Origin of the sequence: Streptomyces sp. NPDC001728 (assembly GCF_040297565.1) — a bacterium.
GTDB lineage: Bacteria > Actinomycetota > Actinomycetes > Streptomycetales > Streptomycetaceae > Streptomyces.
In genome coordinates, this window is record NZ_JBEOZK010000010.1 from 178,182 (window position 1) to 192,272 (window position 14,091).

Here is a 14,091-nt window from a genome sequence, read left to right on the forward strand (position 1 = left end):
GCCCGCTGCTTCTTGTTTGCGGAGGGAGCCACGGGGCAACCCGCTTCTCTCCCCGGATCCCTGTCGTCACAGGTGGAAGCCTCGCGGAGCCGTGGCCCACGGTGCTCCTCGGCCGCCTTCGGGCGACCCAGGAACGGCCCTGCTCACTGGCGGGCACGCGCGCTGAGGCGGAAAGCAGCCTGGGTCTTGCAGTGCTGCCGAGATCTACTGACCCATCGATTACGGCTGTTCAGCGGCCCACCGGAGACATCCCCCACTATGATCGCACCATGGAGACTGCCAGGGAATTCTTCGGTGATCGATTCATTAGCTACTGCATTAATTCATCAACCGAAGAGATGTCATCGCTATCCCTCTCACAGGACCAGCAAGAAGTTATCGAGGCCCTGGAGAAGATTTGCCAGACCGCCCAGTCCAATAGCGATGATTACCAGGCCGCTGTGGCCAGGATGCACGTGATGCAGTACGACGAGTCTTCACAATCATCCGTAGCCAATATTCTCCGCAAGTTCTGCGGAGGGAGAATAGACACAAGGGGAAGCTCCGACCCTATCGAAGCGGCCTTGCTTACAATCGCCAGCGACGCGTACCCTGCCACTCTTTTCACACCCCTCCCCTTGGGCGACCCCGGAGGAATGTCGTCAGCGATGACGGGAGGTATCGCGTTTCGTGGCACCCAATCGGCAAAAGACCTGAGCCGATTGATCCTGGAAGATTCCGACCTGAAGCAACTATTCCCGGACGCACCCGACCCGAAAACTTACGATGGGCTCGGCATTGAAATCGCGTCAATGATCTACTGGTCGACCGGGGCAAGTTCGAGCTTTCAACTAGCAACGCTCGCCGGGGCACTCTTGCGCGCTGCGCTCAAGAAGGCAACGACCGATTGCACACTTGCAGAATTCTGCGATCTAGTTCGGCAGTCACTTCAAGACGCTCGCAAACTCGCCCGCACGCGAAAGGCAAGCACCAAAGCGTTGGTCGGATTGAGCAATGTAGCTATCCCAGAGGGCTCCGAGGTCAGCCTTCACGGTGGAACGATCCGCCCACTCACCCCCAGCGACTATCAATCTTTCATGGATGCCGCCGGAATCAAGTCGGTCATGGAAATTCCCTGCCAAATCGAGATTCTGGACATTTTCCCTGCCACGGATTCAGACTCCCATTGGGAGAAATTCCGAAGTCACCTTATCAAGTCCAACACAGAGCTACGCCGTATGATCGACCTTGAGCGGCTTGCAATCCTATTCTCCTGCGAAGGCCTACCCCAAGCACCCATCGGAGTGGCAACGACCATCGTAAATCCAATCGAATCCGGTCACTCGGTAAGCTTCTCGATCCATCACTCAGTCGCGAGCCAACATTCACCCATCGAGATAGATGCAGAAGCAGCTGCCAGAGCTGCAGAGTGGTCCGCAAAGGTCAGCAAGAACCCTGCAAACTTGGATATGGGGATGAGGCGTATCCTATCGGCTGCGTCTGAAAGGTTTGACCCGATGGACTCCTTCGTAGATGCGGTTATCTGCTGGGAGAATCTATTTGGCACAAACCAGGGAGAAGTAGGCTTCCGAATCGCAGGGTCGATCGCTCACGTGTTGGAGCCCCACGACTCGTCAGCACGCAGGGAACTATTCAATGAAGTTAAGAGAATGTACTCCGTTCGCAGCAACTTGGTCCATGGAACAAAAGAGCCCGACTTCTTCGAGTCCTCGAAGCACAAGGACAGGTCGATCGAGATCGCTACTTCCGCATTCAAGGCTCTGTGTAATCGGCAGGACCTGCTCACCTTGAAGTCCACAGATCGCGGGAATCTACTGCTCGTCGGGGCCTAGAACCTCATCGCCAATCAATTAGTCAGGAGCGCGCCAATAATGGGACCCAAGACACAGAGGGTCTACGAGAAGATCCGGTCATGGATTGAAGCAGGAAAATACGGCCCGGGCGACAAGTTGCCCTCAGAGCGCACACTAAGTGCAGATCTGGAGATTGGCCGTACTGCCCTCCGCCAGGTATTGAATCGACTCGCGAACGAGCGCTTCATCAAGGCCTACGACCGCAGCTCCTACCGTATCCTTGGCAGTGAGCCTTTTCCAACCTGCCCGTGATGCCGGGCTGTTGGGGGGTCAAGGGCTGTACGCAACGACGAAGCTCCTGGTAGACGGGTTCTCGACCAAGATCACCCGCGTCTGCCAGGAGCTTCGCGTGCTTGTCTACCCGTCCTCGATCGATCTGTCCAGCAGCACCCTGCGGCATCTGACGCGACAGCTCACCGCGAGGCGGCGGGAGCTCGGTACACGGTGGCGGCGACTGCCCGCCGGCCGCCAGGCCCTGCTCGCCCTGGCCCATCTGCGGTGCGGTGACACCTACGCCCAGCTCGCCGCGGGGTTCGGGATCGGTATCGCGACCGTCTACCGGTACATACGTGAGGCGATCGAAGTCCTGTGCGTCCTCGCACCGTCCCTGGACGAGGTGATGGAGACGGCCCGGACGAAGGCGTTCGTGATCCTGGACGGCACCCTGCTGCCGATCGACCGGATCGCCGTCGACACGCCGTACTACTCGGGGAAGCACAAACGGCACGGCATGAATGTGCAGGTCCTCACCGATCCGTTCGGCCGACTGCTCTGGGCCTCGGCCGCTCTGCCAGGCTCCACCCATGACCTGACGGCCGCCCGAAGCCACGGGATCGTCGACGCGCTCGCCGCCGCGGGACTGAAATGCTGGGCGGACAAGGCCTACCAAGGCGCCGGTCGGCACATCCGAGTCCCCTTCCGGGGCCGACGGCTGAAGCGATGGAAGCGACGTCACAACAGCAGCCACGCCAAGATCCGGTGCGTCGGCGAGCAGGCCATGGCCGTCCTGAAGGGCTGGCGCCTCCTGCGGAAGCTCCGCTGCAGTACCAACCGGATCACCGACATCGTCAAGGCCGTACTCGTCCTTCACCACGCCTCAACATGAGGTTGGAAAAGGCTCAGTGTCCTGAGGAGCCTCCGCGCGCTCCTCAAGGACGCCGGCCTCCCGGCTCCCCGTAGCTGGACGACGCGGGAGCTGCGGACCAGCTTCGTCTCCCTCCTCTCCGACCACGGAACACCGATCGAGATCATCGCGAGAGTCGTGGGCCACAGCGGCACCCAGACGACGGAGACCGTCTACCGCAAGCAGATCCGACCTGTCATCACAGAAGGAGCCGAAGCCATGGACGAGATCTTCAAGCGCGACGGCGTGTAGTTCTCACCCGGTGGCTCCCCTTTTGGCTCCCCTGCCTGCGGGCTCGTCCTCCCATGTGGGTCTCACCTGGGAGGACGTGACCCCCAGAGGCGCGGAGAGGTTGCGTGGGAGGTAATGCGGTGCGCGTCCTCCACCTCGCCTCGTACTGGATCTCCAGCCCCGGGGACGCCGCGCTGCGCGCCATCCTTCGGCGTACGGCGCTGATGTCCGTCCTGCCGCCGCTGCTCCTGTCCTGATCGGCAGCGCGTACAGCGGACGGGTCCAACTCCTCTTGTGGCTCGGGGCGGTGGTCGTCGACTACGGCGGCATCTACGTCAACGGCTCCTCCGGCTGGCGGGTCAACTCCCCCGGGCACTTCGCCGAACGGCACGGACTGATCGTGATCATCGCGCTCGGCGAGTCCATCGTCGCGATGGGCGTCGGCGTCTCCGGATTCCCGCTCACCGTCGCCGTGCTCGGCGCCTCCGCCGCCGGACTGCTGCTGTCGGCGGGTCTGTGGCGGCTGTACTTCCGGCAGCTCGGCGAGGCGGCGGAGCACCGGCTCACCGGGCTCGACGGCGACGCACGCACCCGGTTCGCCAGCGATGTGTACACCTTCCTGCACCTTCCGCTGGTCGCGGGCGTCGTGCTCTGCGCGCTCGGCATGAAGAAGGTCCTCCAGCAGGTCGCCGACACCGGCCACCACGGCCTCGCCGAGCCCCTGCACGGGGTGGTGGCCTGGTCGTTGACCGGTGGCGTCGGCGTGTACCTGCTCGGTGCGGCGGCGATCGTACGGCGCACCTCGGGCCGCCGGCCGACCGCCCTGGCCACGGGCGGCGTCTGCTGCCTGTCGGCGGGCCCGCTCGTCGGCCTGGTCCCGGCCCTGGTCGCACTCGCGGTCCTCGCGACGGTGACGGCGGCACTCGTGCGGCTGCACGGCCGGCGGAACGAGCGGACGGAACGCCTGGAGCAGGCGGGGCCCTCGGAGGGGACGGCGGGGCTCGGCCGACGGCGGAGACCGCCTGAGCGGTGTGGAGCGGAGGAGGCGCTCCCTGAGGGGCGCTCGGGGTCGGGGCGTTCAGTACGCCGCCGGGCGGTGGCCGATGAAGGCGCGCAGGCGGGTCGTGTCGGACGCGGTCCAGCCCGGTGGCGGAAGGACCGCCGCCCAGCCGTCGACCGCCCCTGCCCCGTACCGGTGGCCGTGCGGCGCGTCGACCCCGTACGACACCGCCATGTCCACCGAGGTCTGCCAGAAGCCGACGAACGGGAACCAGGTGATCTCGGGCGTGATGTCGGGACCGAGGGGTTCGTCGAGCCACTCGGGGCGGCTGAGGAGGAGGTCGGGCGACCACCAGACGACGGGGTCGGAGGCGTTCTGCAGATAGACCGCGCGCGGGTGCTCCCAGGCGGCGGCCGGGCGCGCGAGGTCGGTCTCGGGGAACTGGGCGAAGCGGATGTGGGCGCCGCCCCGGTACTGGGGGCGCCAGACCGGGCTGCCCGGGTCGCGGTCGCGGCGGATCTCGCGGGAGATCGGTGAGAAGTTCGGGGCGCCCATGAGGAGGGCGCCGTCGGTGGAGGCGAGGAGGTCGTCGGCGCCCTCGAAGGAGGCCTCGACGGCGTAGGCGCCGAGGCTCTCGCCGGTGACGACGAGCCGGGGCCGCCGGTCGGCGGGGAGGGCGTCGAGCCGTTCGCGTACGGCGTCGAGGAGGGCTCGGGTGGCCTGCCCGGCCTTCTCCTTGTCGACGAGGAAGGACACCCAGCTGGGCAGGTAGGAGTACTGGACGGCGACGATCGCGGTGTCGCCGCCGTACATGTACTCCAGGGCCTCGGCGACGTTCGGGTCGACCCAGCCGGTCCCGGTGGTGCCCGCCACGGCGAGGACCGCGCGGTCGAAGGCGCCGGTGCGGTCGAGTTCGCGGACGGCGAGCCGGGCCTGCGCGGCGAACGGCGGGTCGTCCTCGAAGGCGGCGGGCAGCGCGGACGGCACGTACACGCGGACCGGGTCGCGGGCTGGCCTGCCGCTCCAGGCGGTGAGGGCGTCGCGGGTGGGCGTGGAACCGGTGAAGTTACGCCCCTGGAAGCCGAGGCCCTCCCAGGGGACCAGCGAGCCGGGCCCGCCCGAGACCAGGCGGGAGGCGGGGCGCTCGATGCCGTCCTTGGTGCCACCGTTGGTCGCCTCGGCGATGCGGTCGGCGACGTCGATGATTCCCCGGTCGAAGACCACGTCGCGGACGCCGACGAGGACCACGAGGGCGGAGAGGACCGCGCCGACGCCGAACGCCACGGGCCGGGGCAGGAGCCTGCCGAGCAGCCGTATCAGGGTGACGGAGCCGAGCCGTACGGCGCGGGCGACGAAGAGCGCGACGAGCAGCAGACCGAGCGCGATCAGCGCGATCATCGGCGTGTGCCAGGTCAGGGAGGGCGGCAGCTCCTGGAGGGCCCGCAGCTGACGCTGCATCCGGGCGCTCTCGGAGATGCACCACACGGCGAGGACCGGGCTGAGCAGCCAGTACGCCTGCCAGCAGCGGGTCCGGAAGCGCTCGGGGGGCCGCCGGCGCACCAGGGCCCGGACGATCCAGGCGAGGCCGGAGCCGAGGGCGTACCCGATGGTGGCGGTGATCCCGCCGACGAGGCCCTGGAGGTACCAGGGGCGGGGCACGAGGGAGGGCGTCAGGCTCGACCAGAAGAAGACGGTGGCGAAGCAGAGCGCGACGAGGTCGGGCCACCGGCGGATGCGGTACGAGGGGTCCCGGCGGTCCAGGTAGGGGCGGCGCGCGAAGGCGAGAAGCCGCCGGGCGGCGCGGCGCGGGAGCGTGGGGCGGGGGCCGGGGCTTGAGCTGGGGCCAGGGCTTGAGCTGGGGCCAGGGCTTGAGCTGGGGCCCGAGCCGGCGCTCGTACGCGTGTCCGGGCTGCCGGGTGGGTCCTTCGCCGTGCCGGACGCGGGTCCGGCGGACCGATCGGGGCTGGTGTTCCGGTCGGTCGAGGTCATCGGGACAGCCTCGTACGTCCGTCCACCGGTACGCAAATCGGATTTCGCCGTGGCCCGCGTCGGGGCGTCACGAAGGGTCAGCGCACCCCGCCCTCGCGGCGCGTGGGCGGCGCGGGCGAGGCGGGCACCGGGCTCGGCTCGGACGTCGGGGCCTGGACCTGGGCGGAGACGGGGTCGGAGACCAGGTCAGGGGTGGCGGGCTCCGGCGCCGGGCGTTCGGGGCGCTGGGCGCGGGAGGCCTCGGCGCGCAGCAGGGCCTGGAGGACGGCGAACGGGTCGACGGGCATGGCGAAGCTCCTCGTGGTGCGGGGGGGATGTCGGGACTGCTGCGAGGCGGGGCCTCTCAGCAGCGCATCACCACGCACCGGAGCACGTCACCGCGCGGAGCGGGCACGGAAGCGGGGGCGGGGGCGTCGCGGTGGCCGCGGCCCCCGTGGTGGAGGCGCGGGGGCCGGACCGGGCGGAGGCCCGTCCGGTGCCGCCGCGCGCGGCCGGGCAGTCCGGCCTCGGTGGCGGCCGTGTCGTGCGTCTCGCCGCCCGGGTCGGACGCCGGGGAGGCGGTCGCGGGGCGGAGTTCGGCGCCGCCGCCGGCCGCGGCCGCTCCGCTGCCGAACAGCGCGGCGAGGACGAGGAGCAGCGCGATCCAGCGGTGCCGGCGCCGTTCCGGGCGCGGTGGACGCCCCGCTGTGGCGGCGGGCGCGAGGGTCGGCACGGGCGCGGGGCTCACGGAGATCCGTACTGCCCCGTCGGGGTCGTGGGCCGACGCCCCGGAGGGGAGATCCGCCCGGGCGGCCTACGGCCGGGGCCGTTCTTTCACTGACCCGGCGGTGGCGGCGACGGGTGGCCGGGCGCCGCCTCCCCCGCCGCCGCGCGCCGGCGGCGGGCCGACATCCACGCGTGGACGAGCACTCCCGCGAAGAGGAACAGGACGCCCTGGTAGACGGCGGCGTAGCCGGAACCCGCGACCAGCCAGAGGGAGAAGCCGAAGGCGGCGAGGGCGAGGACGGTGTCGCGGACCAGCCGGGCACGGTGGACCCGGTCGGACCGTCCGGACAGCAGGAAGTACAGCTGCGCGGCGGAGGAGAGCAGGTAGGGGACGGTGGCGGTGAAGGTGGTGACGAGTACGAGCGTCTCGAAGACGCGCTGGGTGCCGGATGTGTAGTTGTAGACGGTCAGCAGCGAGGCGAGGACGACGGTCACGACGACGCCGACCGTGGGGACCCCGCGCCGCTTGCGGGCGAAGGCCTTCGGGAAGAGCCCGTCGCGCGCCGCCGCGTAGGGGGTCTGGGCGCTGAGCAGGGTCCAGCCGTTCAGCGCGCCGACCATCGAGACGAGGGCCATGCAGGCGACGGCGGTGCCGCCCCAGGAGCCGCCGACCATGAGGTCGACGGCGTCCGTGAAGGGGGCGTCGGAGGTGACGAGCCGCTCGTGCGGGACGGTGCCGAAGACGGAGAGGGTGGTGAGGAGGTAGAGGAGGGCGGCGGCGAGGGTGCCGAGGACGGTGGCGCGCCCGACGTTGCGGCGCGGGTCGCGGACCTCGCCCGCGCTGACGGCGGCCGACTCGACGCCGAGGTAGCTGAAGAGCAGGATCGCGGCGGAGGCCGAGACGGCGCCGAGGGGGCTCTCGCCGCCGGCGCGGAAGGGGCCGAGGTTGGCACTGTCGAAGAAGAAGAACCCGCCGACGGCGACGAGCAGCAGCGGCAGGAACTTGAGCACGGTGGCGACGAGCTGCACGGCGCCCACGTAGCGGGTGCCGGCGAGGTTGGCGAGGGCCGGGAGCCACTGGAGGAGGAGCGCGGCGCCGAGGGTGGCGGCCGTCGACCCGTGGAGCGGGACCAGTACGTCGAGGTAGCCGACGGCGGCGACGGCGAGGGCCGCGTTGGAGACCCACGTGGTGGCCCAGTAGGACCAGGCCGTGAGGAATCCGGCGAAGTCGCCGAAGGCCTCGCGGGCGTAGACGTACGGTCCGCCGGTCGCCGGGTGGCGGCGGGCGAGGCGGCCGAAGACGAGGGCGAGGGCGATCGCGCCGAGGGTGAGGACGCCGAAGGCGACGAGGCTGATGGTGCCGTAGGGGGCGACGGAGGCGGGCAGCAGGAAGATTCCGCCGCCGATGATGTTGCCCATGACCAGGGCGGTCGCGACGGGGAGCCCGAAGCGGCGGGCGTGCTTGCCGTCCGCGCCCTTGCCGGTGTCGCCGGTGTTCCCGGCGGCCCCGGTGGCGGGCCCGCTCTGTGGAGTTGTGGTGGCCGTGCTCATGGGGTGGGGCGCCTTCCGTCGTACAAATCCGGACCATCGTCCGGTAACGGCGAACAGGCATCCAAATCAGTGACTTTTGTCCGGTGCGACCGGCCCTTCGACCGGAAGAATTGATTCCGTTTCGTGTGCGGACGGGGAAATCTCCAGCGGACCCAGTGGCCCCACCTGCCCCAGCGGCACCTGCGGCCCGGAGGTCTCCCCCAGCCAGCGCCGCAGCACCCGGTGCACGTGCTCCGCACCGACCAGCTCCTCCCCCGCCCCGACCGGCGGCGAGAGTTCCGGTGGCGACAGCAGGAAGGGGTGCGACTGCTCGCCGCCGAGCCCCCCGTGCGAGCCGATCTGCTCCTCGAAGGCGTGCACGGCACCGCTCGCCGGGTCGTACATCGAGTTGACCATGATGTCCGCGACGTGCGGGAAGCCGTCGGTACGCCGTACCGCCCGCGCCGCCCCCGGCCCGAAGACGGCCAGCGGCCCCGCGTCGTCGAGGTCGGCGACCGGCACCTCAGCGCCGTCGCCGGCGAGCACCACCGAGCCGTGCTCGGCGCTCGCCACGAGCACGAAACCGATCCCCGGATGGTGCGCGAGGGTACGCAGCAGGGCCGGGTGGCGCCGCTCGATCTCCTCCCGGGTCATCCGGTGCGGCACGTCCGGGAAGGAGATCAGACCGAGGTTGCCCGAGGCGAGGACGACCGGTTCGGAGGGCCGGGCGGGCAGCTCCCGCGCCGACTCGCCGGTCTCGTCCACGGGCCGGTGCAGCGCGAGGCGCACCGCGTCCCTGGCCGCGTCCCGCGCCTCCGAGCCTCCCCCGGACTCCGTCTGGGGGTGCCCCCAGCGGGTCCGCCGCACCCGACCCGGCACGGGCAGTCCGCACCCGGCCCTGACGAGTTCCTTGAGCGTCAGCCCGTACGCCCCCGCGAAGGTCTCGCCGGGGCTCTGCCCGTGGTCGGAGAGGAGCACGATCCGGTACGGGCGTGGCGCGTGCTCGGCGACGGTCGCGATGAGCGCGATCGAGCGGTCGAGGCGGCGCAGCACCTGGTCGGTGTCCCGGCCGTGCGGGCCCGAGTGGTGCGCCACCTCGTCGTAGGCGACCAGGTCGGCGTAGACGGCGGTCCGTCCGGCGAGTACGTCCCCCATCACGGCGGAGACCACGACGTCCCGCTCCAGGACGGTCGCGAAGGCCCGGACGAAGGGGTACAGGCCGCCGCGCGAGACCCGCGGGGTCTCGCGGCGCAGCAGCGCGCGCGTGGACTGGCCCATCTCGCGGAAGCACTCGGCGACGAACGAGCCCGCGGTGCGGACGGCGTTGGCGGGGTCGGAGAAGTACGCGAAGTAGCCGGCGCGCGAGCGGTTGCGGGGGCCGCGCCGGGCGGCCATCGAAAGGACCAGCGCGAGCTGGTCCGCGCCGCCGCTGAACAGATTGCCCCGGGAGGCGCCGTCGAAGGTGAGGAGCCCGCCGTCCCCGGTGCGGCGCACGGCCCGGCGCTGGAGTTCCACGGCGCTCGCCGGGCGGTTCGACACCATGATCCGGCCGGTGTCCTTCTCGTACCAGCGGAAGGCGGGCACGTCCTCGTTGGAGCCGTGCAGGATGCCGAGCTGGCTCGCGCCGGTCTGGCTGGACCAGTCCGTACGCCACGGGGTGAGCCGGTGGCCGGCGTCGAGGAGGCCCGCGACGGTCGGCATCAGACCGTCGGCGACGGCGCCGCGCAGTACGTGGTGGCCGACGCCGTCGAGCTGGAGGAAGACCGTGCCGGGCGCCTGATCGGGCACCTCGCCCGAGCCCGGAGACCCCGACTCGCGGGGCCTGGTGCGACCGGTCAGCCGGTAGAGGCGGCGCCGGTACGCGTCGTCGTCGCGGACGGCGAGGGCGGTGGAGGTGGCGGAGGCGACGGCGGACATGACCGCGGCGACGACCACGGCGGTCTCGGGGTCGGCGGCGCCGCGCCCGTCGGGGATCAGCCAGAGCGCGACGAGCAGCAGCGAACCGTTGAGGAAGAACACGAGCAGGCCCAGCACCAGGGCCGGGACGAGCAGCAGCGCGCGGACGATCAGCGGCCACACGAGCGCTACGAGCAGGCCGAACGCGCCCGCCGCCGCGGCGGCGGTCAGCGCGGTCCGCGTGAAGCTGTCACCGTCGGCCGACTGGAGCTGGAAGTCCGGGAGCAGCCCGGCGAGCACGAGCATGGTGAGCGTCGACACCGCCCAGACCACGATCACCCGTGCCAGCGTCCTGCCGGCGGACCGCCAGCGTTCGGCGCCACCCCATCGCCCGTCACCCACGCCCGCTTCACCTTTCGCCCGTTTCCTGCCTCAAGCGTGGCACAACGCCCGTGATCGGAGTAGAAAACGGGCGAGGGGGAGGGGGCCGGGTGTGTCAGGTCGGGTTGTGGAACGGCGTACCGGAGGGGGCCGTCGTCGGCGGCCGGCGCCGAGCGCCGACAGGCATCAAGCACGCCGGGGGGGGGCAGGCGCCGTCGGGCGTCGAGCCCCGTCGGGCGTCGAGCGCCATCGGGCATCAAGCACCGCCGGGAGTCAAGCCCCGTCGTATCCGGCCGTCGGCATGGAGAGCCGGCGGTGCACCCCCGCCTTCGCCGCCGCGTCGTACGCCGGTTCGTCGACCGCGACGGTCTCCACCCGCACCCCCCGCCGCTCGCATTCGGCCCGGAATCCGGGCACGGAGGTCACCGCGCGCGCGAGCGCCCGCTCGTTGGCGGCGACGAAGAGGTCGACCGCCCCCGCCTCCACGTCGTCCCACAGTGCCGCGTGATCGGGCCGGATGCCGTAGAACAGCAGCTGGCGGGCGACCACGTATCCCTTGTCCTCGGCCCAGCGGGCGCAGACCGCGTGCTGACCACGCGTGTCGACAAGAAAGGGCTCGCTGTCCAGCTCTTCGAGCGGGGTGAGGCTGGCGATCGCCGCCACCCGAACGTCGTCCATGGGCCGACCCTACTGCGGTCCGGCACGGCCGAACATCCTCCGGCACCCGCCGGGGACATTTACCCTCGTTACGGAGTTACGGAACGGCCCCGGACATCACGAACGGCGGCCGTCACCCCGGAGAACGGAAGGCGGCATGCCGGTGGAGGTCACCTGGTGGGGTCACGCGACCTGCACGGTCGAGGACTCCGGGGTCCGCTTCCTCACCGATCCGCTGTTCGCGCGGCGGCTCGCGCATCTGCGGCGGCGGCGCGGCGCCCCGCCGCCGGCCGAGGCCACGGTGGCCGAGGCCGTCCTCGTCTCGCATCTGCACTCCGACCATCTGCATCTGCCCTCGCTCGCCCTGCTCGCGCCCGGGACGCTCGTCGTGGTGCCGCGCGGCGCCCCGGCCGCCGTACCGGGTCTGCGCAGGCTCGACGGGAAGGGGCTGCGGCTGACCGAGGTGGAGGCGGGTGACACGGTGACGGTGGAGGGCGTGACGGTACGGGCCGTGCCGGCGCTCCACGACGGCCGGCGGCTGCCGGTCGGTCCGCACCGCGCGCCCGCGCTCGGGTACGTCGTCGAGGGCGAGGCGCGGACGTACTTCGCCGGGGACACCGGGCTCTTCGACGGGATGGCGGAGGCGGTGGGCCCGGTGGACGTGGCGCTGCTGCCGGTCGGCGGCTGGGGCCCGTACCTCGGGCACGGCCATCTCGACGCGGGCCGGGCAGCGCAGGCGCTCGCGGCGCTGTCGCCGGCCGCGGCGGTCCCGGTGCACTTCGGCACGTACTGGCCGATCGGGCTCGACGGGGTGCGCCCGCACGAGTTCCACTCGCCGGGCGACGAGTTCGTACGGCACGCGGCACGGCTCGCGCCGAAGGTGGCGGTCCACCTGCTCGGCCACGGCGAACGGGTCCGGCCGGAGGTCGCCCGGTGATCGACGGGTTCACCCGCATCGTGACGGCCGTGCGCGAGCTCCCGCCGGAGTCGACGCAGCAGGCCGTCGGATACCCCTCGCTGTTCCTGCTCGTGGCGCTCGGCGCACTGGTGCCGGTCGTGCCGACGGGCGCGATCGTCAGTTCGGCGGCGGTGGTCGCATTCCACCAGACCTCGCCGCTCTCGCTGCTGTACGTCTTCCTGGTGGCGGCCTTCGCCGCGTTCCTCGGCGACACGGCCCTGTACTGGCTCGGGCAGCGCGGGGTCCGGTCCAGCAACGGTTCGCGGTGGCTCGCCGCGCTGCGCGGCCGGGTGACGCCGGAGCGGCTGGCCCAGGCACGGGAGCGGCTCGACACCCATCAGGTGTCCGTGCTCGTCCTGTCCCGGCTCGTGCCGGCCGGGCGCATCCCGGTGATGCTGGCGTGCCTGCTCTCGGAGATGCCGCTGCGCCGCTTCGCACGCGGGGACGTCGCGGCCTGTCTGGCGTGGGCGGCGACGTACCAGCTGATCGGGATCCTGGGTGGTTCGCTCTTCCCGGAGCCGTGGCAGGGGGTCGTCGCGGCGGTGGGCCTGACCCTGCTGATCAGCGCGGTGCCCGCGCTGTGGCGGCGGGCCCGTACGCCGAAGGCGGACGGGGTGTCAGGGCACCAGCACCCGTGAACCGCCGACCGGCAGGTCCCACAGATCCTCGCGGGGCAGCCCGGCCTGCTCCCAGGCGGCCCTGACCCGGGCGAGCGGTTCGAGGACGGGCTCGGCGGACAGGACGAAGGTGGCCCAGTGCATCGGCGCCATCCGCCGGGCTCCCAGGTCCTGGTGGGCGCGGACGGCTTCCTCCGGGTCGGTGTGGACGTCGCTGAGCCACCAGCGGGGGTCGTAGGCCCCGATGGGCAGGAGCGCGAGGTCGATGCCGGGGTACCGGCGGCCGATCTCCGCGAACCAGTGGCCGTATCCGGTGTCCCCGGCGAAGTGGACACGGCGCCCCGAGCGGTCGGTGAGCACCCAGCCGCCCCACAGGGACCGGCAGGTGTCCAGGAGGGTGCGCTTGGACCAGTGGTGCGCGGGGACGAAGTCGAAGCGCACGCCGTCGAGTTCGGCCGCCTCCCACCAGTCCAGCTCGGTCACCCGGCTGAACCGGCGGCGGGCGAACCAGCGGCCGAGCCCCGCAGGGACGAAGACCGGTGTGTCCCGGGGCAGCCGCTTCAGGGTGGGGGCGTCGAGGTGGTCGAAGTGGTTGTGGCTGATGACGACGGCGTCGACGGCCGGCAGGTCCTCCCAGCGGACGCCGACCGGGGTGAGCCGGGCGGGGGTCCCGAAGATGCGGCGGGACCAGACGGGGTCGGTGAGGACGGTGAGCCCCCCGACGCGCAGCACCCAACTCGCGTGCCCCGCCCAGGTGATGGCGAGCGTGTCCGGCCCGGCGACCGGCATCGGGCCCGGCTCGAAGGGAAGCAGCGGGATGTCACGGAGCCCCTCGGGGCGGGGGCGTACGGCACCCTCCCGGGCGAGGCGGGCCAGGGCCCGCACACCGGGGAGGGGCGCGGTGAGCCGGTCGGCGAAGCTCCGGGGCCAGTCCCACCGCAGCCGCCCGACGGGCTGGAGGAGGGGGGTGGGCGCGGGAGCGGGCGCGCCGGGGGCGGCGGGCGGCCCGGCGAGGGGGTGGTCCGGGGTCTGTGGTGCCCGCGCGGGGTGCGTCGTGCGTTCGGTCATCTGCGAGCTCCGTTCTGCGCGGCTCGTGCGGGTCGGACGGCCGGCGCGGGGCGCGCACGGCGAGGGACGGGGGGCGCTCGGTG

Annotated in this window: 12 protein-coding genes and 2 pseudogenes; 7 read left to right on the top strand and 7 right to left on the bottom strand. The window is 71.4% G+C overall.

Annotated features, from left to right (window positions below):
- Positions 1-269 precede the first annotated feature (269 nt).
- From ABT154_RS17715 to ABT154_RS17730, 5 genes and pseudogenes are all read left to right on the top strand, one after another.
- Complete coding sequence (locus ABT154_RS17715; RefSeq protein WP_351857736.1) at positions 270-1,832, top strand: hypothetical protein; 1,563 nt, start codon at positions 270-272, stop codon at positions 1,830-1,832.
- A gap of 39 nt (positions 1,833-1,871) precedes the next feature.
- The gene (locus ABT154_RS17720) at positions 1,872-2,105 is read left to right on the top strand and encodes a winged helix-turn-helix domain-containing protein (protein WP_351857737.1); all 234 of its coding nucleotides are present in this window, start codon (positions 1,872-1,874) and stop codon (positions 2,103-2,105) included.
- A gap of 97 nt (positions 2,106-2,202) precedes the next feature.
- Entirely contained in the window at positions 2,203-2,958 is a 756-nt protein-coding gene (locus ABT154_RS17725) for a transposase family protein (protein ID WP_351857738.1), read from the top strand.
- 18 nt (positions 2,959-2,976) lie between these two features.
- A pseudogene (locus ABT154_RS33945) lies at positions 2,977-3,228 on the top strand (site-specific integrase); the annotation flags it as partial.
- Between the two features lie 271 nt (positions 3,229-3,499).
- Positions 3,500-4,075 (top strand): annotated as a pseudogene (locus ABT154_RS17730) (low temperature requirement protein A); the annotation flags it as partial.
- A gap of 210 nt (positions 4,076-4,285) precedes the next feature.
- On the opposite strand, the gene ABT154_RS17735 reads toward ABT154_RS17730, so the two are convergent.
- From ABT154_RS17735 to ABT154_RS17760, 6 genes are all read right to left on the bottom strand, one after another.
- Positions 4,286-6,196, bottom strand: coding sequence for an alpha/beta hydrolase (locus tag ABT154_RS17735; protein WP_351857739.1), 1,911 nt, complete (start codon positions 6,194-6,196; stop codon positions 4,286-4,288).
- A gap of 77 nt (positions 6,197-6,273) precedes the next feature.
- Positions 6,274-6,483, bottom strand: coding sequence for a hypothetical protein (locus ABT154_RS17740; RefSeq protein ID WP_351857740.1), 210 nt, complete (start codon positions 6,481-6,483; stop codon positions 6,274-6,276).
- Between the two features lie 56 nt (positions 6,484-6,539).
- Positions 6,540-6,923, bottom strand: coding sequence for a hypothetical protein (locus ABT154_RS17745; protein WP_351857741.1), 384 nt, complete (start codon positions 6,921-6,923; stop codon positions 6,540-6,542).
- A gap of 86 nt (positions 6,924-7,009) precedes the next feature.
- The gene (locus ABT154_RS17750) at positions 7,010-8,452 is read right to left on the bottom strand and encodes an amino acid permease (RefSeq protein ID WP_351857742.1); all 1,443 of its coding nucleotides are present in this window, start codon (positions 8,450-8,452) and stop codon (positions 7,010-7,012) included.
- Between the two features lie 66 nt (positions 8,453-8,518).
- Positions 8,519-10,729, bottom strand: coding sequence for a phage holin family protein (locus ABT154_RS17755; protein ID WP_351857743.1), 2,211 nt, complete (start codon positions 10,727-10,729; stop codon positions 8,519-8,521).
- 252 nt (positions 10,730-10,981) lie between these two features.
- Positions 10,982-11,386, bottom strand: a complete 405-nt coding sequence (locus ABT154_RS17760; RefSeq protein ID WP_351857744.1) for a recombinase family protein — start codon at positions 11,384-11,386, stop codon at positions 10,982-10,984.
- 136 nt (positions 11,387-11,522) lie between these two features.
- Between ABT154_RS17760 and ABT154_RS17765 the strand changes: the two genes are divergently transcribed.
- Positions 11,523-12,302, top strand: a complete 780-nt coding sequence (locus ABT154_RS17765) for an MBL fold metallo-hydrolase (RefSeq protein ID WP_351857745.1) — start codon at positions 11,523-11,525, stop codon at positions 12,300-12,302.
- Positions 12,299-12,961: a DedA family protein gene (locus ABT154_RS17770; protein ID WP_351857746.1), complete on the top strand. Its 663-nt coding sequence runs from the start codon at positions 12,299-12,301 to the stop codon at positions 12,959-12,961. The genes ABT154_RS17765 and ABT154_RS17770 overlap by 4 nt, the downstream gene beginning before the upstream one ends.
- Here ABT154_RS17770 and ABT154_RS17775 read toward each other — a convergent pair.
- Complete coding sequence (locus ABT154_RS17775; RefSeq protein ID WP_351857747.1) at positions 12,941-14,008, bottom strand: MBL fold metallo-hydrolase; 1,068 nt, start codon at positions 14,006-14,008, stop codon at positions 12,941-12,943. The two genes, ABT154_RS17770 and ABT154_RS17775, sit on opposite strands and share 21 nt — an antisense overlap.
- Positions 14,009-14,091: the final 83 nt, after the last annotated feature.

Excerpts from the sequence above, each read along its gene's own strand:
- ABT154_RS17715 (WP_351857736.1), top strand. The coding sequence starts at position 270 with ATGGAGACTGCCAGGGAATTCTTCGGTGATCGATTCATTAGCTACTGC.
- ABT154_RS17720 (WP_351857737.1), top strand. The coding sequence starts at position 1,872 with ATGGGACCCAAGACACAGAGGGTCTACGAGAAGATCCGGTCATGGATT.
- ABT154_RS17735 (WP_351857739.1), bottom strand. The coding sequence starts at position 6,196 with ATGACCTCGACCGACCGGAACACCAGCCCCGATCGGTCCGCCGGACCC.
- ABT154_RS17740 (WP_351857740.1), bottom strand. The coding sequence starts at position 6,483 with ATGCCCGTCGACCCGTTCGCCGTCCTCCAGGCCCTGCTGCGCGCCGAG.
- ABT154_RS17750 (WP_351857742.1), bottom strand. The coding sequence starts at position 8,452 with ATGAGCACGGCCACCACAACTCCACAGAGCGGGCCCGCCACCGGGGCC.
- ABT154_RS17760 (WP_351857744.1), bottom strand. The coding sequence starts at position 11,386 with ATGGACGACGTTCGGGTGGCGGCGATCGCCAGCCTCACCCCGCTCGAA.
- ABT154_RS17765 (WP_351857745.1), top strand. The coding sequence starts at position 11,523 with ATGCCGGTGGAGGTCACCTGGTGGGGTCACGCGACCTGCACGGTCGAG.
- ABT154_RS17775 (WP_351857747.1), bottom strand. The coding sequence starts at position 14,008 with ATGACCGAACGCACGACGCACCCCGCGCGGGCACCACAGACCCCGGAC.